Below are 22662 nucleotides of genomic sequence, written 5' to 3'. Positions count from 1 at the left end.
GGCCGATTTCCATGCTCGGGGCGCCATGACGCAAAGAAAGATCATTCATATCGACTGCGACTGTTTCTACGCGGCCATCGAGATGCGCGACGACCCGCGCCTGGCGAATCGGCCGCTGGCGGTGGGCGGCTCGGCCGATCGGCGCGGGGTGATCGCGACCTGCAACTACGAGGCGCGCGCCTATGGCGTGCGCTCGGCGATGCCGTCCGGACATGCCTTGAAGCTCTGCCCCGACCTGCTGATCGTGCGGCCACGCATGGAGGTGTACAAGGCGGTTTCGCGGCAGGTCCAGGCGATCTTCCGCGACTACACCGAAGTCATCGAGCCCCTGTCGCTGGACGAGGCCTTCCTCGACGTGACCGCCACGCCGCATTTCGCCGGCAGCGCCACGCGCATCGCCCAGGACATTCGCCGGCGGGTCTGGCAGGACCTGAGCATTACGGTGTCGGCCGGGGTGGCGCCGAACAAGTTCCTGGCCAAGATCGCCAGCGACTGGCGCAAGCCCAACGGGCTGTTCGTGATCAAGCCGGACGAGATCGAGGCGTTCGTCGCCGCCTTGCCGGTGAGCAAGCTGCACGGGGTCGGCAAGGTCACCGCCGACAAGCTGGCGCGCCAGGGCATCCGCAGCTGCGCGGACCTGAGGGAGTGGGACAAGCTGGCGCTGTTGCGCGAGTTCGGCAGTTTCGGCGAGCGCCTGTGGAACCTGGCACGCGGGCTCGACGAGCGGCCGGTGCAGGTGGACAGCCGCCGCCAGTCGGTGAGCGTGGAGAACACCTACGACCAGGACCTGCCGGACCTGCCCGCCTGCCTGGCGCAACTGCCCGAGTTGTACGAGGCGCTGAGCACCCGGCGAGCGCGGCTGGACGACGGTTATCGGGCGGACAAGCCCTTCGTCAAACTCAAGTTCCACGACTTCACCCAGACCACCCTGGAGCAGGCCGGCGCGGGCCTCGACCTGGACAGCTACCGCTTGTTGCTCGGCGCCGCGTTCGCCCGCGGCAACAAGCCGGTCCGGCTGGTCGGCATCGGCATGCGCCTGCTCGACCTGCGCGGGCACTACCAGCAGTTGGAACTGTTCGACTGAGCGGGCGAGGGATCAGCCCTGTTCCGGCAGCAGCCGGATCGGCTTGCCGTGGGCCGGCCACAGGCGCAATTGGCCCAACGGCGAGACGTCCCAGCGCTGGATCTGGCCCAGGGCGTCGAGGAAACGCTGTTCCTGTTCCATGACCGCGGGCGAGCAGAGTTTCCGCGTGCTGCCGGTCTGGCCGAAGCGCAGGCTGTCGTTTTCCAGGGTATAGGGCGCGAACCAGTGGTTGCAGCCGGCGTTGCCATAGGCGCGTCCGTCTTCGCCCAGGTTCAGGGTCAGGTGGCTGCGTTCCACCAGCGGGCGCTCGCCGATCCATTCCACCTGGTAGGCGGTCTCGCGCTCCAGGACGTTTTCGGGCTCGCTGGCGCAGCCGCCGAGGGCGAGCAGCGAGGCGGTCAGGGGGAGCCAAGGTTTCATGCGGCGTGCTCCTGGCGGCAGCGTGGGCAGACGTGCCGTCCTTCGGCGGTGCGCCAGCCCAGTTCGGCGAGGCGTGCCTCGGCGGCCGGTGCCCGTGCGCGCTCGCCCAGGCTGGCGTCGACGGCGAATTCCAGCTCGAGCGTGCGGGCGCAGCCGTCGCACTCGACCTGCCAGCGATGGATCGCCAGCTCGCGGAAGACCGGCCCCTTGGCCACCGCCAGCCACTGGCCGGGCGGGTTGATCAGGTGGCGTACCTTCTCCACCTGCAAGCGCATGTGCAGGTCGCGGCTGCCCTTGAGGCTCACCAGCAGGGTGTCGCCGGCCTGGATCGAGCCGCCGGCGCCGGTCACCTGGTAGCGGCCCGGCGCCAGGGCGCGGCATTCGTTGAGGGTATGCGCGGGGTTGAGCAGGTTGTAGCGGAAATCGTGTTCGACCATGACGCTTCCTGGCCGCCTCGGAACGCGGCGTGTGGTACGGGGGCCGCGTCGAGGACGCGCGCGGCACCGGCGGATCGGAACGGCCGCCGCCGGAGCGGTCGGCCGGAAAAGAGCGGGCATGCTAACACGGCCTAGGCGACGACCTGGTTGCAGGGTTGCCCGGCGCTCCAGGCCGCCACGTTGTTCAGTGTGGTGGCCGCGATGGCCTCCAGCGCTTCCTGGGTCAGGAAGGCCTGGTGGGCGGTCACCACCACGTTGGGGAAGGTCAGCAGGCGGGCCAGCACATCGTCCTGCAAGGGCAGGTCGGAGCGGTCCTGGAAGAACAACTGGGCCTCTTCCTCGTAGACGTCGAGGCCCAGGTAGCCCAGGTGCCCGCTCTTCAGCGCCTCGATCAGCGCCGGCGCGTCCACCAGCGCGCCACGGCTGGTATTGATCAGCATGGCGCCGCGCTTCATCAGTTGCAGCCGTGCGGCGTCGATCAGGTGGCGGGTGGCCGGCAGCAAGGGGCAGTGCAGGCTGAGGATATCGGAGGCGGCGAGCATCTCGTCCAGCTCGACGTATTCGGCGCCGAGGGCGAGCAGGGCCGAGTTCGGCTGCGGGTCGAAGGCCAGCACGCGACACCCGAACCCGGCCATGATCTGCGCGAAGACCGTGCCGATCTGGCCGGTGCCGATGACGCCGACGGTCTTGCCGCGGAGGTCGAAGCCGATCAGCCCGTGCAGGCTGAAGTCGCCGTCGCGGGTGCGGTTGTAGGCCCGGTGCAGGCGCCGCGACAGCGCCAGGATCAGCGCCACGGCGTGTTCCGCCACCGCGTAGGGCGAATAGGCCGGCACCCGCACCACGTCCATATCCAGGCGGCGGGCGGCGATCAGGTCGATGTGGTTGTAGCCGGCCGAGCGCAGGGCGATCAGCCGGGTGCCGCCCACGGCCAGGCGCTCCAGCACCGGCGCGCTGAGATCATCGTTGATGAAGGCGCAGACCACCGGATAGCCCTCGGCGAGGGCGGCGGTGTCGAAGTCCAGGCGGGCGTTCTGGAAATTCAGCTCGAAGGCGTGGCCGACGTTGCCGGCAAGAAAACTCTCCTGGTCGTAGCGTTGGCTACTGAACAACATGATGCGCATGGCCGATCTCCTTTCGCTTGTCGGTAGCGACACAGCCTAGCCGAAGCGGCCGAGCGAAATCCGGTTCAGCCGACCGGTGCCTGCGCCTCGCTCGCCAGGCGCAGCATGGCGGCATCCAGTTCGTCCAGCGCCGGGGCGGCCGCCGGGTCTTCCTGCTTGAGCAGGGTTTCGCTGCGCTGGCAGGCGGCGCGCAGTTGCGGGACGCCGCAATACCGCGTGGCGCCGTGCAGCCGGTGAACCCGCTCGATCAACGCGACCCGGTCGCCGCTGTCGCGGGCGTCGCGGATCGCCTCGCGATCGGCCTCCAGCGAGGCGAGCAGCATGCTCAGCATGTCGGCCGCCAGATCGGCCTTGCCGGCGGCCAGGCGCAGGCCCTCGTCGGCGTCCAGCACGCTCAGGCCGGGGTTGATCGCCGGTTCACCGGCACGCTCCTGGCCGTGCTGGTGCAACGACAGCCCCGTCCACTTGAGCACCACCTGGGCCAATTGGCGTTCGCTGATGGGCTTGGTCAGGTAATCGTCCATCCCGCTTTGCAGCAGGGCGCGCTTCTCGTTGGCCAGGGCGTGGGCGGTCAGCGCGACGATCGGCACCGGGCCGCTCTCGTGGCTTTCCTCCCAGCGGCGGATCGCCTCAGTGGTCTGCCGGCCGTCCATGCCGGGCATCTGCACGTCCATCAGCACCAGGTCGAAATCCTCCCGTTCCACCGCTTCCAGGGCCGCCGCGCCGCTGTCCACCGCGCGCACCTGGGCGCCCATGTCGCTGAGCAGGGTCTGCACCAGCAGCAGGTTCGCCGGGTTGTCGTCGACGCAGAGCAGGCGGGGCGCGCGGCTGTTCTGCGGCATCGGGCTGGGCTCGAACTTCGGCTGGCGCGGGCTGATCAGTTCGGCGAGGGCGCGTTGCAGCTTGCGGGTACAGGCGGGTTTGGACTGCAGTTGGCTGTGGCCGTCCGGCAGGACGCCATGGAACAGCGACTGCTCGGTGGTGGGGCAGAGCACCAGGCATTTGCAGCCGAGCCGGTCGAGGTCCCAGATGCGCTCGCTGAGGCGCTCCGGCGGTTGCTCGTGGGCGGTCACGCCGAGCACCGCGAGGTCGATCGGACGGCCACTGTGGCGTGCGCCGGCCACCGCGTCGAGCAGGCTTTCCAGGTTCGCCGCCGGCAGCACTTCGAGTCCGCAGTCCTCCAATTGATGCTGCAGGGACTGGCGTGCCAGTTCGTGCTTTTCCAGCAAGGCGACGCGGCGCCCGGCCAGGGGCGCGCGGGGCAGGTCGTCGGCATCGTCGCGGGCACGTGGCAGGTTTACGCTGATCCAGAACTCCGAGCCCTCGCCCGGGGTGCTGGCCACGCCGATCTCGCCGCCCATCTGTTCGATCAGGCGCTTGGAGATGACCAGCCCGAGCCCGGTGCCGCCAGCCTGGCGCGACAGCGAATTGTCCGCCTGGCTGAAGGCCTGGAACAGCGCACGCAGGTCTTCGTCGCTCAGGCCGATGCCGCTGTCCTGCACGCTGATGCGCAACTGCGCGCGATCCTCGTCGCTGTCGCTTTCCAGCATGGCGCGTACGGCGATGGTGCCCTCGCGGGTGAACTTGATCGCGTTGCTCAGCAGGTTGGTCAGCACCTGGCGCAGGCGCAGCGGGTCGCCGACCAGTTGCAGCGGCGTGTCGCGGTACACCAGGCTGACCAGCTCCAGCTGTTTGTCGTGGGCCGCCGGGGCGAGGATGGTGAGGGTTTCCTGGATCAGGTCGCGCAGGTTGAACGGGATGCTTTCCAGCACCAGCTTGCCGGCCTCGATCTTCGAGAAGTCGAGGATTTCGTTGATGATCCCCAGCAGGCTGTCGGCGGACTTCTCGATGGTGGACAGGTAGTCCAGCTGGCGCGGGGTCAGCTCGCTCTTCTGCAACAGGTTGGTGAAGCCGAGTATGCCGTTCAGCGGCGTGCGGATCTCGTGGCTCATGTTGGCCAGGAACTCTGATTTCACCCGGCTGGCTTCCAGCGCTTCCTTGCGCGCGAAGTCCAGTTCGATGTTCTGGATCTCGATGGTTTCCAGGTTCTGCCGGACGTCCTCGGTGGCTTGGTCGATGTTGTGCTGGAGTTCTTCCTGGGCGCTTTGCAGGGCCTCGGCCATGCGATTGATGCCGCTGGCCAGCTCATCCAGCTCGTGGCTGCCCAGGGCCGGCAGCCGCGTTTCCAGGCGGCCTTCCTTGAGCTGGGCGACGCCGAGCTTGATCTGCCGCAGCGGTTCGTTGATCGCGCGGCCCATGCGCACCGCCAGCAGCGCGGTCACCGCGAGCCCGGTGGCGATCAGCAACAGGCTGGCGAACAGGCTGCGGTAGCCGCGCAGCAGGGTGCCGTGATGGGACAGTTCCAGCTCGACCCAGCCGAGCAACTGGTCGGCGTCCGCGTCGTCGTCGATGGACAGCGAGCGATGGCGGCCGAACACCGGCAGCAGGAAGCGCGTGGCGTCCGCGCCACTGATCAGCGCCACGTGGTTGCCGTCGCCGCTGGGCACCTGGTTGAGCATGCTCGGCCCGGCGTAGGAGAGGCGCTGGCGCTCGGGGTTGAGGAAGCTCACCGCGCGCACGTCCGGCTGGTCCAGGGCGCGGTCGGCGATACGTTCCAGCAGGCGCCGGTCCTGATGGGCCAGCGCCGGCGCGGCCAGGGGCGCCAGTTGCTCGGCGATCATCTCGCCACGCTGCAACAACTGCGTTTGCATGTCGTTCAATTGCATCCAGGTGAAATAGCCACCCAGCACCAGCGCCAACAGGCTGGTGGGCAAGAGGGTGAGCAGCAACACGCGGCCCTTGATGCCGAGATCCTGGAACACGGCGTTCCTCCGGAGGAAATGATCCCGGCAGTGTAGCGACTCGCCGGGGAGGCGTCCGCTGGCGTCGACGGCCTCGGCCGTAGTGGGCGAGCAGGGCGTCCTGGCTCGGATGGGCCCGGGAATCCGGACATGCGGCCGACGCGCCGGCCGTTCCGCCGGCGCGTTCCGGGCCGCGGAGGCCGCCGAACCCGCGGCCTATATAGCGCAATGAAATAAGCTGTTATCCCGACGCGATATGGGCTTTTCGGGTTTGCCGGTATCATGGGCGCCTTTTTCAATCGTCCGGATTGCGAATCTCGCCATGACCCAGCAGTACCCGACCATCGCCGACTGCATCGGCAACACGCCGCTGGTGCGCCTCCAGCGCCTGCCCGGTGCGACGTCCAACACCCTGCTGGTGAAGCTCGAGGGCAACAACCCGGCCGGGTCGGTGAAGGACCGTCCGGCGCTGTCGATGATCACCCGCGCGGAGCTGCGCGGCGAAATCCGTCCCGGCGACACCCTGATCGAGGCGACCTCCGGCAACACCGGGATCGCGCTGGCGATGGCCGCGGCGATCAAGGGATACAAGATGGTCCTGATCATGCCGGACAACATGAGCGCCGAGCGCAAGGCGGCGATGACCGCCTACGGTGCCGAACTCATCATCGTCAGCAAGGACGAGGGCATGGAGGGCGCGCGCGACCTGGCCCTGGCGATGCAGGCGCAAGGGCAGGGCAAGGTGCTCGACCAGTTCGCCAACGGCGACAACCCCCAGGCCCACTACACCGGGACCGGTCCGGAGATCTGGCGCCAGAGCCATGGCGGCATCACCCATTTCATCAGCTCCATGGGCACCACCGGCACCATCATGGGCGTGTCGCGCTACCTGAAGGAGCAGAATCCGCGCATCCAGATCGTCGGGCTGCAACCCCAGGAAGGCTCGGCGATCCCCGGTATCCGCCGTTGGCCCGAGGAGTACCTGCCGAAAATCTACGAGGCCGAGCGCGTCGACCGGGTGATCGACATGGCCCAGGGCGAGGCCGAGGCCACCATGCGTCGCCTGGCCCGTGAAGAAGGCATCTTCTGCGGCGTTTCGTCCGGCGGTTCGGTGGCGGGCATGCTGCGCCTGTCGCGGGAAGTGGAGAACGCCGTGATGGTGGCGATCATCTGCGACCGCGGCGACCGCTACCTGTCCACCGGGGTCTACGACGATCCCGCGGGCTGACCGCCGCGTTCGTGGGTTGTACGCGAGCGCGCCGCGCCGCCGATCCCTCGCGAGAGGGCCGCTTCACCAAGAGTTTCGCAACGATGGCCAAACGTAACGCCGGGCTGCGCTTCCAGCCCAGTGGCGGTGCCCGTTCCGCTCCGCTGCCAGTGGGCAAGAAACAGGTGTTGTCGATCGAACGCCTGGCCCACGACGGTCGCGGGATCGCCCATCTCGACGGGCGCACCTGGTTCGTCGCCGGCGCCCTGCCCGGCGAGCGGGTGGAGACCCGGGTGCTCGCCGCGCGCAGCCAAGTGGTGGAAGCACGGGTCGAGCGGGTGCTCGAGGGCAGCCCGTTGCGGCGCCCCGAACCTTGCCGGCATGCCCGGGTATGCGGTGGCTGCAGCCTCCAGCACCTTCCCCGCGCCGAACAACTGGCCCTGAAACAACGCAGCCTGGCCGAGCAACTGGCCCATGTCGGCCATCTGCAACCCGATGCCTGGGCCGCCCCGCTGACCGGCGACGAGTTCGCCTATCGGCGCCGCGCCCGCCTGGCGGTGCGCTGGGATGCCAAGGCGCAGCGGCTGGAGGTGGGGTTTCGCGCCGCCTCCAGCCAGGCGATCGTCGCCATCGAGGAATGCCCGGTGCTGGTGCCCGGCTTGCAGGCCATCGTCGAGGCCTTGCCAGCCTGCCTGCGCGGCCTGGACGGGCCGCAGGCGGTGGGACACGTCGAATTCTTCGAAGGCGACGCCGTGGCCCTGCTGGTGCGCCACACGGCGCCCCTCGGCGAGGCCGACCTGGCGCGTCTGCGCGGGTTCTGCGCGACGCACCGGGCGCAGCTCTGGTTGCACGGCGTCGGCGAGCCGCGGGCGGACCAGCCCGGCACGCGCCTCGGCTACCGGCTGGAACCCTGGGGATTGACCTTGCAGTACCGTCCGGGGGATTTCGTCCAGGTGAACGCCCAGGTCAACCAAGCGATGATCGAACAGGCACTAGACTGGTTGGCAGGGCAGGCTTCCGAGCGGGTGCTGGATCTGTTCTGCGGCCTCGGCAACTTCGCCTTGCCGCTGGCCCGGCAGGTGCGCGAAGTGGTGGCGGTGGAAGGCGTCGAGGCCATGGTCGAGCGGGCCCGGCGCAATGCCGAGGACAATGCCCTGGGCAACCTGCACTTTCATTGCGCCGACCTGTCGAAGCCGCTTGCCGAAATGCCCTGGGCGTCGCCGGGCTTCGACGCGGTGCTGCTGGACCCGCCCCGCGACGGCGCGTTCGAGGTGGTACGACAGATCGGCCGGCTGGGCGCGGGGCGCGTGGTTTACGTTTCCTGCAACCCGGCGACCTTGGCGCGCGATGCGGGCGAACTGGTCCGCCAGGGCTACCGGCTCACGCGCGCCGGAATTCTCGACATGTTCCCGCAGACGGCGCATGTCGAAGCGATGGCTTTGTTTGAGCGGCGGATGCCTTGAACGCGTCCTCCGGGTGACACAATCCTGTGTCACAAGGGTGCCCGGGATGGCGCCCTTCGATGTCAATCGGACCGGCTCGAAGAAGGCCGGCGATCGTTCGACGTGTCAGGCGCATGTCGTAGGGAAGGTACTCAGATGGTACAGGTGAGAGCGAACCAGCCGGTCAATACCGACGGCAGCATCAACCTAGACGCGTGGCTCGACCACGTGTGCAGCCTCGACCCGGTCCTCGACCGGGCGGCCCTCAAGGACGCGTGCGATTTCGCCCGCGATGCCGAACAGCCGGAAAACCCGGCCCAGAACCTGTGGGTGGAAGGCGCGAGCAGCTTCCGCACCGGTTTGGAAATCGCCGAAATCCTCGCTGACCTCAAGCTCGACCAGGACTCCCTGGTGGCCGCGGTGGTCTATCGCGGCGTGCGCGAAGGCAAGATTCCGCTGGCGGTGGTGCAGCAGCGCTTCGGCGCGGTGGTAGCCAAGCTGGTCGAGGGCGTGCTGCGCATGGCCGCCATCAGCGCCAGCCTGATCCCGCGCCAATCGCTGGTGCTGGGCACCCAGGCACAGGTGGAAAACCTGCGCAAGATGCTGGTGGCGATGGTCGACGACGTGCGCGTCGCCCTGATCAAGCTGGCGGAGCGCACCTGCGCCATCCGCGCGGTGAAGAACGCCGACGACGAAAAACGCCACCGCGTGGCCCGCGAGGTCTTCGACATCTACGCGCCGCTGGCCCACCGGCTGGGTATCGGTCACATCAAGTGGGAGCTGGAGGACCTGTCGTTCCGCTACCTGGAGCCCGAGCAGTACAAGCAGATCGCCACGCTGCTGCACGAGCGCCGCCTGGATCGCGAGCAGTACATCGCCACGGTGATGCAGCAGTTGCGCGACGAACTCACCGCCACCGGCGTCAAGGCGGACATCAGCGGCCGCGCCAAGCACATCTATTCCATCTGGCGGAAGATGCAGCGCAAGGGGTTGGAGTTCAGCCAAATCTACGACGTCCGCGCGGTCCGCGTGCTGGTGCCGGAAGTGCGCGACTGCTACACCGCCCTGGGCATCGTGCATACGCTGTGGCGGCACATTCCCAAGGAGTTCGACGACTACATCGCCAACCCCAAGGAAAACGGCTACCGCTCCCTGCACACCGCGGTGATCGGCCCCGACGGCAAGGTACTGGAAGTGCAGATCCGCACCCACGCCATGCACGAGGAAGCCGAGCTGGGGGTCTGCGCCCACTGGCGCTACAAGGGCACTGACGTCAAGGCCAGCTCGAACCACTACGAGGAAAAGATCTCCTGGCTGCGCCAGGTGCTCGAGTGGCACGAGGAACTGGGCGACATCGGCGGCCTCGCCGACCAGTTGCGCGTGGACATCGAGCCGGACCGGGTTTACATCTTCACCCCCGACGGCCATGCCATCGACCTGCCCAAGGGCGCCACGCCGCTGGACTTCGCTTATCGCGTGCACACCGAGATCGGCCACAACTGCCGCGGGGCGAAGATCAACGGGCGCATCGTCCCGCTGAACTACAGCCTGCAGACCGGCGAGCAGGTGGAGATCATCACCGGCAAGCATGGCGCGCCGAGCCGCGACTGGCTCAACCCCAACCTCGGCTATATCACCACCTCGCGGGCGCGGGCGAAGATCGTCCATTGGTTCAAGCTGCAGGCCCGCGACCAGAACGTCGCCGCCGGCAAGGCCATGCTCGAGCGCGAGCTGGTGCGCCTGGCGCTGCCGCCGGTGGACTTCGAGCGCCTGGCGGAAAAATGCAACCTGCGCACCGCCGAGGACATGCACGCCGCCCTGGGCGCCGGCGACCTGCGCCTGGCTCAGGTGGTCAACGCCGCCCAGCAACTGGTGGAGCCGGAGCGCGGCAACGAACAACTGGAGCTGATCCCGCGCAAGGCCACCGGCTACAAGCCTGGCAAGCGGGGCGACATCCAGATCCAGGGCGTCGGCAACCTGATGACCCAGATGGCCGGCTGCTGCCAGCCGTTGCCGGGCGACGCGATCGTCGGCTACATCACCCAGGGCCGCGGCGTGAGCATCCACCGCCAGGACTGCGGTTCGGTGTTGCAACTGGCGGCCCGCGAGCCGGAGCGGATCATCCAGGTGAACTGGGGACCGGTGCCGGTGCAGACCTACCCGGTGGATATCGTGATCCGCGCCTTCGACCGTTCCGGCCTGCTGCGCGACGTCTCCCAGGTGCTGCTCAACGAGCGGATCAACGTGCTGGCGGTGAACACCCGCTCGAACAAGGACGACAACACCGCGTCGATGCTGCTGACCATCGAGATCCCCGGGCTGGACGCCCTGGGTCGCCTGCTGGCGCGCATCGCCCAGTTGCCGAACATCATCGAGGCGCGTCGCAACCGGGCCTCCTGACCCGCGCCCGGCGCCGCGCGCTCCGGCCCCCGGAGGCGCGGCGTTTTCCGTCCCGCCCGCCTGGAGCCTGCCATGACCCCACGCCATTCCCTCGACGACCTGCTCCACCTAATGGCCCGGCTGCGCGACCCGCGGCACGGCTGCCCCTGGGACCTCAAGCAGGATTACGCCAGCATCGTCCCGCATACCCTGGAGGAGGCCTATGAAGTGGCCGACGCCATCGAGCGCGGCGACTTCGCCCACCTGCCGGGCGAGCTGGGCGACCTGCTGTTCCAGGTGGTGTACTACAGCCAGCTGGCCCGCGAGGAGCGGCGTTTCGACTTCGCCGACGTGGTGGACGGCATCACCCGCAAGCTGATCCGCCGTCATCCCCATGTGTTCCCCGATGGCGACCTGTATGGCCGTCCCGACCTGCCTCGCCTCGACGAAGTCGCGGTCAAGCGGCGCTGGGAAGAGATCAAGGCGGAGGAACGGGCGGAAAAGGCCACGGCACCGGAGCAGTTGTCGCTGCTGGACGACGTGCCCGCCGCGCTGCCTGCATTGAACCGCGCGGCAAAGTTGCAAAAGCGTGCGGCCCTGGCCGGCTTCGACTGGCCCGAGGCGGCGCCGGTATTCGAGGTGGTGCGCGGCGAACTGGAGGAAGTCCGCGAGGCCGTGCAGCAGAAAGATCAGGCGGCGATCGCCGACGAGGTCGGCGACCTGCTGTTTGCGGCGGTCAACCTGGCGCGGCACCTGGCGGTCGATCCAGAAACCGCCCTGCGTGCCGCCAACGGCAAGTTCGAGCGGCGTTTCCGTTTCATCGAGGCGCGCCTGCGCGAGGCGGGACGCGCCGTCGAAGGCACCGGGCTGGATGAGCTGGAAGCGCTGTGGAACGCCGCCAAGCGGCAGGAACGTGGCGAGCCGGAGCGCTGATCCGCGTCAGTTGACGATCCACAGGCCCAGCAAGGTCAGGACGGCGACCGCCAGGATCGGCTTGAGCACTTTGTAGCCACGGGGAAAGCGCCGCTTGAAGCGTTTCACCTGGGCACCGATGGCGTTGCCGAAGCGCTTGAAGGCGCCGTAGGCGCGATTGATCGCACCGACTCGCTCGCCTTCGACGTTCTGCGGCGCGGTGGCGCGACCGAGGATGCCGCTCATCCAGCGGTTGAAGGTGCGCATCGGCTCCGGCAACGGCCGTTCGATGTCGCAGAACAGGATCACCCGGGTGACCTCGGTTTCGTTCTTCACCCAATGCACGTAGGTTTCGTCGAACATCACGTCCTCGCCGTCGCGCCAGGCGTAGGGCTGGCCGTCGACGTAAATGCGGCAGGCATCCGAGTTCGGCGTCGACAACCCGAGGTGATAGCGCAGCGAACCGGCGAAGGGGTCGCGGTGCGGGTTGAGATGCCCGGGCCCCGGCAGCAGGGTGAACATCGCGCCCTTGATGCAGGGAATCTGGCTGACCAGCGCGACGCTTTTCGGGCAGAGCTGCTGGGCGGAGGGCAACGGGCCGTCGTACCAGGTCAGGTAGAAGCGTTTCCAGCCCTTCTTGAAGAAGGAGCCGAAGCCGGCCTCGTTGTCGTGCAGCGCGGCGCGGATGTAGCCCTCGTCGAACAACTGCAGGGCTTCGTCGCGGATGGTCTGCCAGTTGTCCCGCAGCAGGTCCAGCTCGGGGAAGTCGCGACGCTCCAGGTAAGGCTTGGAAGGCGTGGCGGACAGCAGGTACATCAGCGAGTTGTAGGGGGCGAACAGCGCCGAGTAGTTCACCAGCTGGCGCAGGAACGGCAGGCGCGCGCGTCCGCGCAGATGGACGAACAGCACGCTGGCGACGAATAGCCCGATGATGGAAAGCTTGGCGACGAACGAAACGGTCATATGGCCTACCGTGGCGGTTGGGATATGGGAAGGCGTGGAAGGGGCGAAGTTTCGCCGCGCGGTACCCGGTATGTCCACCGGGTCTTGCACATCGGCGGCGCAAACCGGAGGATGGGCATCCTCGCGGCGAACCCCGCTTCGACGAACCCCCACCCTGGATGTCGGATTCGTAACGATGAGTATGTCATTGCGTGACCAGTTGCTGAAAGCCGGCCTGGTCAATGAAAAGCAGGCCAAGCAGGCCGTCAAGCAGAAACAGAAACAGCATCGCCTGGAGAAGAAGAACCAAGTCGAGAAAGACGATTCGCAGCGGCAGGCCGCGCTCCAGGCGCAGGCGGAGAAAGCCGCGCGGGATCAGGAGCTGAATCGCCAGCAGCAGGAAAAGGCCGAGCAGAAGGCGCGCGTCGCGCAGGTCAAGCAATTGATCGAGACCTCGCGCCTGCCCAAGCTGACCACCGAGGATTACTACAACTTCGTCGACGACAAGAAGGTCAAGCGCCTCTCGGTGAACGACCTGATGCGCGACAAGCTCAGCCGTGGCTCGCTGGCCATCGTCCGCCACGGCGGCGGCTACGAGGTAATCCCGAGGGATGCCGCGCTGAAGATCCAGGAGCGCGATCCGCGCCGGATCGTGCTGCTCAACACCTCGACCGAGGCGCCGGACGATGACGACCCCTATGCCGCCTACAAGGTGCCCGACGACCTGATGTGGTGAGGCCCTTGGCGCCGAGGCGCCGCGCCCTTGGCGCGACCTGGATCGCAGACATGAAAAAGCCGGGCACTGGGCCCGGCTTTTTCATGTCCCGCCGAAGGGTTTACTGAGCCGCACCGACGACCTTCTTGCCGTCGACCGTGCCGTCCTTGAGCATGATCTGGTACTCCTTGCCGTCCTTCTCTATCTGGTGTAGGCGCACCAGCAGATAGTCCCAGTCCTTGGCGAACCAGAGCACGGTCTTGCGCGCGCTCTGCGTCGGGTCGCGGACCCGTTCCACCTTGATCGCGTCCACTTGGCCGGCCTGGGTGGCCACGCGCTCTTCGCCGAGCACGCGGAAGTCATAGGTCTCGATGTCCTCGCCGTCGACCACTTGGTAGCTCATGCTTTTCTTGCCGGTCGCCACGTCGTGCTGCAGCGCCAGTTGGTAGGTGGACTTGTCCAGCAGGCCACGATTGAGCAACAGCCGCACCGGTTCGCCGCGGTCGTTACCGATCACCTGTTTCTGGCTCCAATCGAAATCCAGTTCGACCTGTTTGCCTTTGCCCAGCCCGTTGCGGTTGAAGCGGTAGCTCTGTGGCAGGAAGGTGTCCTTCTCGACCCGGAAGGTGCTTACCTCGCTGAGGCTGGCCACCAGCATGGCCGCCTCGAAATCCAGTTGCCAGCGTCCGTCGTCGAGCTTCTTCAGGCTGCGCCCGGCGGTGCCACTGAACGGCAACTGTTTCCAGTCCGCGGTGTAGCTCGCAACGAAAGGCTTCGGCTCGGCGGCCGCGAGCGGCAGGGCGACGAAGGCGAGGAGCAGTAGCAAAGCGCGACGCATTGGCGAATCTCCTAATGACGAATCGACTGACCGCTGGCGGGCAAGGGTTGGCCGTCCAATTCGGCGCCGAGGGCACCGAGGCGCAAGCGGCCTTCGGCGAACCAGCGTACGGCCAGCGGGTAGATGAAGTGTTCCTGCACGTGAACGCGTTGGGCGAGGCTTTCCGGCGTGTCGTCCGGGTGCACCGGGATCACCGCCTGTACGACCGAGGGGCCCCCATCGAGTTCCTCGGTCACGAAGTGCACGCTGCATCCGTGCTCGCGGTCGCCGGCGTCCAGGGCGCGTTGGTGCGTGTGCAGGCCCTTGTGCTTGGGCAGCAGCGAGGGATGGATGTTCAGTAGACGGCCGCTGAAGTGGCGGACGAAGGCCGGCGTGAGGATGCGCATGAAGCCGGCCAGCACCACCAAATCGGCTTCCCGCTCGTCGATGGCGCGGATCAGCGCCGCATCGAAGGCCTCGCGCCCGTCGAAGGCCTTGTGGTCCAGCACCAGGGTGTCGATGCCCGCCTGCTGCGCGCGCTTCAGGCCGTAGGCTTCGGCGCGGTTGGAAATCACCGCGCCGATTCGCGCGGGAATCGCGTCGTCGGCGATGCGGTCGATCAACGCCTGCAGGTTGCTGCCGGAACCGGAAATCAGCACCACGACATTGCAGGGTGTCGCCATCAGTGGGCTTTCAGGTTGTTCAATACCACGCGCGGAGCGTCCGCGGCGGCATCGGCGATCCGCCCGATCACCCAGGGCTGCTCACCGGTTTCGCGCAGCACTTGCAGCACGGCGTCCACGTCCTGCTGGGCGACGCAGACGACCATGCCCACGCCGCAGTTGAGCACACGGTGCATTTCGACTTCGTCGACGTTGCCCTGCCGTTGCAGCCAGTCGAACACCGCCGGGCGGGTCCAGCTGGCCACGTCGAGCACTGCCTGGGCGCCGGCCGGCAGCACGCGCGGAATGTTCTCGATCAGGCCGCCACCGGTGATGTGGGCCATGGCTTTCACCGCGCCGGTCTCGGCGATCAGCTTGAGCAGGGGTTTCACGTAGATCCGGGTCGGCGCCATCAGCAGTTCGGTCAGCGGCTTGCCGTCGAGCTGGATGCTTTCGATGTCGGCACCGGCGACTTCGATGATCTTGCGGATCAGCGAATAGCCGTTGGAATGCGGGCCGGAGGAGGGCAGGGCGATCAGCGCGTCGCCGCTGGCGACCTTGCTGCCGTCGATGATCTCGGCCTTCTCCACCACGCCGACGCAGAAACCGGCGAGGTCGTAGTCCTCGCCTTCGTACATGCCGGGCATTTCCGCGGTTTCGCCGCCGACCAGGGCGCAACCGGCCAGCTCGCAGCCGGCGCCGATGCCGGTGACCACGGTGGCCGCGACCTCGACGTTGAGCTTGCCGGTGGCGTAGTAGTCGAGGAAGAACAACGGCTCGGCGCCGCACACCACCAGGTCGTTGACGCACATGGCGACCAGGTCCTGGCCGATGCTGTCGTGCTTGTTCAGGTTCAGCGCCAGGCGCAGCTTGGTGCCGACCCCGTCGGTGCCGGACACCAGCACCGGTTGCTTGTAGCCGGCGGGAATCTCGCAGAGGGCGCCGAAGCCACCCAGCCCGCCCATCACCTCAGGGCGCGCGGTGCGCTTGGCCACGCCTTTGATGCGTTCGACCAGCGCTTCACCGGCGTCGATGTCTACACCGGCGTCCTTGTAGCTCAGGGAGGGTTGCTTGCTCATGATCCAGGCCTTTGAAGGGGGTATCGGGATTCGGCACGCCGCGGCTGCCGGTCTGCGAAGGCGCGCGATTTTATCAGGCTTGCCGGATAGCGGCCATCGGCGCCTGCCGGGCGCGCGGCGAAATCGGGAAATCCCGCCGGTCCCGCGTCGGAGACGCGCGGGTGGCTGCGGCGGTTGCCGGGTATCGGGCGGCTGTTTAAGGTATAAGCCCTTTTCGCCCGAGCCTTGCGAGAGTCCCATGCGCGCCATTGCCCGCCTGCTAGTCCTGTGTCTGTCGCTGCCTTGCCTGCCGGCTTTCGCGGAAAACCTCGCCACCCTCTACCAGGTCCGCGAGGCCGTCGCCAGCCAGCAGCCCGAGGCGCGCGATCAGGGTATCCAGCGTGCCCTGGATACCCTGCTGATGCGCCTCACCGGTAACCGCAACGCCGCGCAGAACCCCGCCCTCGCCGCGTTGCGCAAGGACCCGCAGCAGGTCATCGGCCAGTACGGCTACGAAGGCGACGTGCTGGTGGTGGACTTCGACCCGGTGAGCACCGATCGCAGCCTGCGCCAGGCCGGGCTTCCTTTGTGGGGGACGAACCGCCCGAGCGTGCTGGTCTGGTGGCTCAACGAAACTGCCGAGGGTGCCAATCTGCTGGGTGACGGCCAGGACGCCGCCAAGCCCGTCCGCGACGCCGGCGAGCACCGCGGCTTGCCGCTGCGCCTGCCGCTGGCCGACCTCAGCGAGCAACTGGTGGCCACGCCGGCTGCCCTGGAAGCGGCGCAGCCCGACGCGCTGCGACCGGTTTCGGAGCGCTACGCCGCCGATGCGCTGCTGGCCGTGCATGCCCGCGAGGAAAACGGTGCCTGGCGTGCACAGTGGCGCCTGTGGCTGGGCGAGCAGCCCGAACAGGGCATCGCCGAAGCGGCCAACGGCGTGGCCCTGGCCGACGCGGTGATGCTGGCGGTGAGCGAGCGCCTGGCGCCGCGTTTCGTCGTCGCGCCCGGCGCCGCCAGCAGCCTGACCCTGGAGGTGCAGGGTGCCGACCTGGGCCGCTATGCCGAACTGGACCGAGTGCTCGAACCCTTCGGCGCGCGGCTGACCCGGGTCGAGGGGGATCGGCTGACCTACCAGGTCAACGCCAGTGCCGAGCAACTGCGCGCGCAACTGGCGCTGGTGCACCTGCAGGAAGTCGGCGCCGACAGCCCGCCCGCCGAAGGCGCACCGCAGCCTGCCGCGCAACCCGCGCCGACCGGGGTTTTGCGCTTTCGCTGGTAATGTTCCCGGGCGGCTACCGGGCCGCCCGCCTTCCCATTCATTTCTCACACGAGCTCGCTATGAACGATTCACGTCGCTGGTTCTGGCTGGTCGGCTTGCTGCTCGTCGGCTGGTTGATCTACCTGATTTCGCCGATTCTTTCGCCGTTCCTGGTGGCGATGCTGTTGGCCTACATGGGCGATCCCCTGGTGGATCGCCTGGAACGGGCCGGGCTGTCGCGGACGTGGGGGGTGATCACGGTGTTCGCGCTGTTCACCCTGATCTGGCTGGTCTTGCTGGTGGTCCTGGTGCCGATGCTGGGCAAGCAGTTGCTGAAGCTCTATGAGATGGTGCCGCAGATGCTCGACTGGCTGCAGCACGTCGCCTTGCCCTGGTTGCAGGCGAAGTTCGGCCTGGCGGAGGGCTTCTGGCGTTTCGACCGGGTGAAGGCCGCGCTGTCCGGCCACCTGGACACCACCACCGACGTCGTCGGCGTGGTGCTCAGCCAGGCCACCGCGTCCGGCCTGGCCCTGCTGGCCTGGCTCGGCAACCTGCTGCTGATCCCGGTGGTGTGCTTCTATCTGTTGCGCGACTGGGACGTGATGGTGGCCAAGCTGCGCGGCCTGCTGCCGCGCAGCCGCGAAGGGGTGGTGGTGCAACTGGTGGGCGAATGCCACGAGGTACTGGGCGCTTTCATCCGCGGGCAACTGCTGGTGATGCTCGCCCTCGGCGCCATTTATGCCGTCGGCCTGATGGTCGTCGGCCTCGACCTGGGCCTGTTGATCGGCCTGCTCGCCGGCCTCGCCAGCATCGTGCCCTACATGGGCTTCGTGGTGGGCATCGGCGCCGCGGTGACGGCAGCGTTGTTCCAGCACGGCGGGTTCGAGCTGTATCCGCTGCTGGGCGTGGCGGCGGTGTTCGGCATCGGGCAGATGCTCGAAGGCATGGTGCTGACGCCCTTGCTGGTGGGCGATCGCATCGGCCTGCATCCGGTGGCGGTGATCTTCGCCATCCTCGCCGGGGGCCAGTTGTTCGGCTTCACCGGGATACTGCTGGCGCTGCCGGCCGCGGCGGTGATCATGGTACTGCTGCGCCATGCCCATGCGCTGTACAAGCGCTCGGACGCCTACGTCGGCGCCGATCCCGCGCCCTGAGCAGGGGCGCGGTCCGCGCGCGGCTCAGGCCGCGTCCCACCAGGCGACGCTGGCGTCCAGCATCCGGTTGGAAAAGCCCCATTCGTTGTCGTACCAGGCCATCACCTTCACCAGCCGACCGCTGACCTTGGTGTGGTTGGCGTCGAAGATCGACGACCGCGGGTCATGGTTGAAGTCGTGGGAGACCAGCGGCTCCTCGTTGTAGCCGAAGGTGGAGGAGCCCTGGGTCGCCGCCTTGAACAGGCCATTCACCTCGTCGACGCGGGTGTCGCGCTGCACCAGCACCGTCAGGTCCACCAGCGACACGTTGATCAGCGGCACCCGCACCGCCAGCCCGGTCAACTTGCCGGCCAGTTCCGGCAGCACCAGCCCCACCGCCTCGGCGGCGCCGGTCTTGGTCGGGATCATCGACTGGGTGGCGGAGCGGGCGCGGTAGATGTCCTTGTGGTAGACGTCGGAAAGGTTCTGGTCGTTGGTGTAGGCGTGGATGGTGGTCATCAGCCCGCTCTCGATGCCCAGCTCCCGTTGCAGCACCTGGACCACCGGCGCCAGGCAGTTGGTGGTGCAGGAGGCACAGGAGACGATCTGCTGCGACCGGCGCAGGACCTCCTCGTTGACGCCGCACACCACCGTGGCGTCCGCGCCCTTGCCGGGCGCCGAGATCAGCACTTTGTGCGCGCCGGCCTGGAGGTGGGCGGCGGCCTTGTCGCGCTGGGTGAAGCGGCCGGTGCATTCGAGCACGATATCCACGTCTAGACTTTTCCAGGGCAATTGCGTCGGGTCGGCGATGGCACTGACCGCGATGCGTTTGTCGTCGACCCAGAGCGATTGTTCGTCGTGACGAACGTCACCGGCGAAAATCCCGTGAACGCTGTCGTACTTCAGAAGGTGGGCATTGATCCGCGCGTCGCCGAGGTCGTTGATGGCGACGATTTCCAGGCGGTCGCGTTGGGGATGATCGCGCAGGGCGCGCAGTACGTTGCGACCGATCCGGCCGAAGCCGTTGATGGCGAGTCGTATAGTCATGAGGCCTTCCTTTATTGATTACTCATAAATATTTGACGTTAATGATGGGCCAGGTCCGGGAAGTCCGCCTGATTTTTTTGTTATAAAAACTACATTCACTTCATTCCGTGAGAAGAGCCATGAACCCGCGAGTCCTCGAAGTCACCCGACGCCTCCAGCTCCGCAGCGAGGCGACCCGCCAGCGCTACCTGGAGATGACCCGCGCCGCCGCCAGCAAGGGCCCGCACCGTGGCGCGCTGCCCTGTGGCAATTTCGCCCATGGCGTGGCGGGTTGCGGCGAATCCGACAAGCAGCGCCTGCGCCTGATGAACCAGGCCAACCTGGCGATCGTTTCGGCCTACAACGACATGTTGTCGGCCCACCAGCCCTTCGAGCGGTTCCCCGGCCTGATCAAGGAAGCGGTGCGCGAAATCGGCTCCATCGCCCAGTTCGCCGGCGGCGTCCCGGCCATGTGCGACGGCGTGACCCAGGGCGAGCCGGGCATGGAGCTGTCCCTGGCCAGCCGCGACGTGATCGCCATGGGCACGGCCATCGCGCTGTCCCACAACATGTTCGATGCCGCCCTGTGCCTCGGCATCTGCGACAAGATCGTGCCGGGGCTGTTGATCGGCGCGCTGCGCTTCGGCCATCTGCCGGTGGTCTTCGTCCCGGCGGGCCCGATGCCCTCGGGCCTGCCGAACAAGGAAAAGGCCGCGGTGCGCCAGCGCTACGCCGAAGGCAAGGTCAGCCGGGAAGAGCTGCTGCAAGCGGAGATGCAGTCCTACCACAGCCCGGGCACCTGCACCTTCTACGGAACGGCGAACACCAACCAGTTGCTGGTGGAGGTGATGGGCCTGCATCTGCCGGGCGCTTCCTTCGTCAACCCGAACACTCCCCTGCGCGACGAGCTGACCCGCGAGGCGGCGCGCCAGGCCTGTCGCCTGACCCCGGAGAATGGCAGCTACCTGCCGATGGCCGAGATCGTCGACGAGCGGGCGCTGGTCAATGCGGTGGTGGCGCTGCTGGCCACCGGCGGCTCCACCAATCACACCCTGCACCTGGTGGCGGTGGCCCAGGCTGCCGGCATCCAACTGACCTGGCAGGACATGGCCGACCTGTCCCACGTGGTGCCGACCCTGGCGCGCATCTACCCCAACGGCCAGGCCGACATCAATCATTTCCAGGCGGCCGGCGGCATGGCCTTCCTGATCCGCCAGTTGCTCGACGGCGGCCTGCTCCACGAGGACGTGAATACCGTGATGGGCCCTGGCCTGCGCCGCTATACCGAGGAGCCCTTCCTCGACGACGGCCGCCTGGTCTGGCGCGCAGGTCCGGCGGCCAGCCTCGACGACGCCATCCTGCGCCCCCTGGAACGGCCGTTTTCCGCCGAGGGCGGCCTGCGCCTGATGCAGGGCAACCTGGGCCGCGGCGTGATGAAGGTGTCGGCGGTGGCGGCCGAGCACCAAGTGGTGGAGGCGCCGGCCCGGGTGTTCCACGACCAAGCGGCACTGGCCACGGCTTTCAAGGCCGGCGAGCTGGAGCACGACTTCGTCGCCGTGGTGCGTTTCCAGGGCCCGGCGGCCAACGGCATGCCGGAGCTGCACAAGTTGACGCCGTACCTCGGGGTGCTGCAGGACCGTGGCTTCAAGGTGGCGCTGGTCACCGACGGGCGCATGTCCGGCGCGTCCGGCAAGGTGCCCTCGGCCATCCACGTCAGCCCGGAGGCCCTGAATGGCGGTTTCCTGGCCAAGGTCCGCGACGGCGACCTGATCCGCGTCGATGGGGTCAAGGGCGAGCTCCAAGCCCTGGTGGACCCGCTGGAGTGGGAGGCCCGCACACTGGCGCAGGCGCCGGAAGGCGGCGGGGTTGGATGTGGCCGCGAGTTGTTCGCCTTCATGCGCCAGTCCATGAGCAGCGCCGAGGAAGGCGCTTGCAGCTTCAGTGCGGCGCTGAGCGCGCTGCGCTGAATACCGTCCTTTCCGAGGCATCGCGGCGTGGCCGCGCTGCGAAGGTGACCTGCCATGCCCGATCACACGCGGATTCCCTTGCCCCAGGCCATGCCGGACGGCTTCACCCTGGTGGGCGACATCGGTGGCACCAACGCCCGTTTCGCGCTGTGGCGGAGTGGGCACCTGAACGCCGTGCAGGTGCTTGCCTGCGCCGATTACCCTCGGCCGGAGCTGGCGGTGCGCGACTACCTGGAGCGTCAGGGTATCCCCCTGGCGGCCGTGGATTCGGTCTGCCTGGCCTGTGCCGGGCCGGTGAGCGCGGCCGATTTCCGCTTCACCAACAACCACTGGACGATCAATCGCGCGGCTTTCTGCGCCGAGCTGGGGCTGCGCCACCTGCTGCTGGTCAACGACTTCTCCACCATGGCCTGGGCGGCTTCCCGGCTCGGCCCGGAGCACTTGGTGCTGGTGCGCGAGGGCGTCGCCCAGGCGGATCGCGCACGGCTGATCATCGGCCCCGGCACCGGGCTGGGCGTCGGCGGCCTGCTGCCCTTGGGAGACGGGCGTTGGACGGTGCTGCCCTGCGAGGGCGGCCACGTGGACCTGCCGGTGACGTCCGAGCGGGATTTCCAGCTCTGGCTGCGCCTGCGCGAGCGCTACGGCCATGTCTCGGCCGAACGGGTGCTTTGCGGCAATGGTCTGCAGGCCCTGTATGAATTGAGCTGCGGCCTGGAGGGCGTGGAGCCGCGGGCGCGCAACGCGGCGGAAGTCGGCGCCCTGGCTTTGGCGGGGGATGCCCAGGCGGACGCCGCCCTGGAGCACTTCTTCCTGTGGTTGGCGCGGGTGGCCGGCAACGCGGCGCTGACCCTGGGCGCGCTGGGCGGGGTCTACGTCACCGGCGGCATCGTGCCGCGCTTTCTCGAGCGCTTCCGCGCCAGCGGGTTCGCCGATGCCTTCGCCGCCCGCGGCAAGACCAGCGGCGCCTACCTGGCCGAGGTGCCGGTGTGGGTGATGACGGCCGAGCATCCGGGTTTGTTCGGTGCCGGCGTGGCGTTGCAGCAGGCCCTAGCGCCGGCCGCCTGAGCGGGGCCGGTACCCGTCGCTGGGCCCGGTCGACGCAGCGATTCTGCGTCCGGAACGGGCCGGGCGTTGCGCGCCAGCCTCGCCGTGGTGGCTTGTACACGGGCTTTCGGTGAAAATCGCCGGTTATCGGTAACCGGGCGCCTTCGCGCGCACCGCCAGGGAACAAGCAGGGCCTATGATCGACGACTCGTCCGGGCGGACACGGGGACGACCAAG

General features: G+C 67.8%; 19 protein-coding genes. 10 read left to right on the top strand and 9 right to left on the bottom strand.

All coding sequences use genetic code 11. The features are described 5' to 3' along the window. The first annotated feature begins 25 nt into the window (after window positions 1-25). On the top strand, window positions 26-1084 hold the full coding sequence (dinB, locus tag OGL92_RS05010; RefSeq protein WP_263141528.1) for a DNA polymerase IV: 1059 nt from the start codon (window positions 26-28) through the stop codon (window positions 1082-1084). A 12-nt stretch (window positions 1085-1096) separates the two neighbouring features. Here dinB and OGL92_RS05005 read toward each other — a convergent pair whose 3' ends face one another. From OGL92_RS05005 to OGL92_RS04990, 4 genes are all read right to left on the bottom strand, one after another. After that, window positions 1097-1504, bottom strand: a complete 408-nt coding sequence (locus OGL92_RS05005) for an META domain-containing protein (RefSeq protein ID WP_263141228.1) — start codon at window positions 1502-1504, stop codon at window positions 1097-1099. After that, complete coding sequence (locus tag OGL92_RS05000; protein WP_263141227.1) at window positions 1501-1941, bottom strand: hypothetical protein; 441 nt, start codon at window positions 1939-1941, stop codon at window positions 1501-1503. Before OGL92_RS05000 ends, OGL92_RS05005 begins: the two co-directional genes overlap by 4 nt. Before the next feature lie 131 nt (window positions 1942-2072). Next, entirely contained in the window at window positions 2073-3062 is a 990-nt protein-coding gene (locus OGL92_RS04995) for a 2-hydroxyacid dehydrogenase (protein WP_263141225.1), read from the bottom strand. 65 nt (window positions 3063-3127) lie between these two features. Next, entirely contained in the window at window positions 3128-5884 is a 2757-nt protein-coding gene (locus OGL92_RS04990; RefSeq protein WP_263141223.1) for a response regulator, read from the bottom strand. Window positions 5885-6185: 301 nt separating this feature from the next. On the opposite strand from OGL92_RS04990, the gene cysM reads away from it, so the two are divergent. The 4 genes from cysM to mazG all read left to right on the top strand — a co-directional run bounded on the left by cysM (window position 6186) and on the right by mazG (window position 11824). After that, window positions 6186-7091: a cysteine synthase CysM gene (gene cysM, locus OGL92_RS04985; protein ID WP_263141221.1), complete on the top strand. Its 906-nt coding sequence runs from the start codon at window positions 6186-6188 to the stop codon at window positions 7089-7091. 83 nt (window positions 7092-7174) lie between these two features. Beyond that, window positions 7175-8533 (top strand): 23S rRNA (uracil(1939)-C(5))-methyltransferase RlmD, encoded by a 1359-nt coding sequence (gene rlmD, locus OGL92_RS04980; protein ID WP_263141218.1) that lies wholly within the window; start codon window positions 7175-7177, stop codon window positions 8531-8533. 135 nt (window positions 8534-8668) lie between these two features. Then, on the top strand, window positions 8669-10912 hold the full coding sequence (gene relA, locus OGL92_RS04975; RefSeq protein ID WP_263141215.1) for a GTP diphosphokinase: 2244 nt from the start codon (window positions 8669-8671) through the stop codon (window positions 10910-10912). Window positions 10913-10984: 72 nt separating this feature from the next. Beyond that, window positions 10985-11824 (top strand): nucleoside triphosphate pyrophosphohydrolase, encoded by an 840-nt coding sequence (mazG, locus tag OGL92_RS04970; RefSeq protein WP_263141213.1) that lies wholly within the window; start codon window positions 10985-10987, stop codon window positions 11822-11824. Window positions 11825-11830: 6 nt separating this feature from the next. Here mazG and OGL92_RS04965 read toward each other — a convergent pair whose 3' ends face one another. Continuing rightward, complete coding sequence (locus tag OGL92_RS04965) at window positions 11831-12766, bottom strand: aspartyl/asparaginyl beta-hydroxylase domain-containing protein (RefSeq protein WP_263141212.1); 936 nt, start codon at window positions 12764-12766, stop codon at window positions 11831-11833. Between the two features lie 175 nt (window positions 12767-12941). On the opposite strand from OGL92_RS04965, the gene OGL92_RS04960 reads away from it, so the two are divergent. Beyond that, on the top strand, window positions 12942-13481 hold the full coding sequence (locus tag OGL92_RS04960; protein ID WP_263141211.1) for a DUF2058 domain-containing protein: 540 nt from the start codon (window positions 12942-12944) through the stop codon (window positions 13479-13481). Window positions 13482-13581: 100 nt separating this feature from the next. On the opposite strand, the gene OGL92_RS04955 is transcribed toward OGL92_RS04960, so the two are convergent. The 3 genes from OGL92_RS04955 to purM are packed head-to-tail and all read right to left on the bottom strand — an operon-like array spanning window position 13582 to window position 16021. Next, window positions 13582-14298, bottom strand: a complete 717-nt coding sequence (locus tag OGL92_RS04955; RefSeq protein WP_263141209.1) for a DUF3108 domain-containing protein — start codon at window positions 14296-14298, stop codon at window positions 13582-13584. 11 nt (window positions 14299-14309) lie between these two features. Beyond that, the gene (gene purN, locus OGL92_RS04950) at window positions 14310-14960 is read right to left on the bottom strand and encodes a phosphoribosylglycinamide formyltransferase (RefSeq protein WP_263141207.1); all 651 of its coding nucleotides are present in this window, start codon (window positions 14958-14960) and stop codon (window positions 14310-14312) included. Continuing rightward, window positions 14960-16021: a phosphoribosylformylglycinamidine cyclo-ligase gene (gene purM, locus OGL92_RS04945; RefSeq protein WP_263141526.1), complete on the bottom strand. Its 1062-nt coding sequence runs from the start codon at window positions 16019-16021 to the stop codon at window positions 14960-14962. The genes purN and purM overlap by 1 nt, the downstream gene beginning before the upstream one ends. Window positions 16022-16256: 235 nt before the next feature. On the opposite strand from purM, the gene OGL92_RS04940 reads away from it, so the two are divergent. Both OGL92_RS04940 and OGL92_RS04935 read left to right on the top strand, forming a co-directional pair. After that, entirely contained in the window at window positions 16257-17276 is a 1020-nt protein-coding gene (locus OGL92_RS04940; RefSeq protein ID WP_263141205.1) for a DUF2066 domain-containing protein, read from the top strand. 59 nt (window positions 17277-17335) lie between these two features. Then, window positions 17336-18409, top strand: coding sequence for an AI-2E family transporter (locus OGL92_RS04935; protein ID WP_263141203.1), 1074 nt, complete (start codon window positions 17336-17338; stop codon window positions 18407-18409). Window positions 18410-18433: 24 nt separating this feature from the next. Here the strand turns inward: OGL92_RS04935 and gap are convergent, their stop codons facing one another. Continuing rightward, on the bottom strand, window positions 18434-19435 hold the full coding sequence (gene gap / locus OGL92_RS04930) for a type I glyceraldehyde-3-phosphate dehydrogenase (RefSeq protein ID WP_263141201.1): 1002 nt from the start codon (window positions 19433-19435) through the stop codon (window positions 18434-18436). 119 nt (window positions 19436-19554) lie between these two features. Here gap and edd point away from each other — a divergent pair, with 119 nt between their 5' ends. Together edd and OGL92_RS04920 are read left to right on the top strand one after the other, a co-directional pair. Beyond that, window positions 19555-21381, top strand: a complete 1827-nt coding sequence (gene edd, locus OGL92_RS04925; protein ID WP_263141199.1) for a phosphogluconate dehydratase — start codon at window positions 19555-19557, stop codon at window positions 21379-21381. A gap of 90 nt (window positions 21382-21471) precedes the next feature. Further along, window positions 21472-22446 (top strand): glucokinase, encoded by a 975-nt coding sequence (locus tag OGL92_RS04920; protein ID WP_263141524.1) that lies wholly within the window; start codon window positions 21472-21474, stop codon window positions 22444-22446. Window positions 22447-22662 lie beyond the last annotated feature (216 nt).

It is taken from the genome of Pseudomonas sp. RIT-PI-AD (genome assembly GCF_025642785.1).
Classification (GTDB): Bacteria; Pseudomonadota; Gammaproteobacteria; order Pseudomonadales; family Pseudomonadaceae; genus Pseudomonas_T.
This window is presented reverse-complemented; position numbering and strand designations above follow the sequence as displayed.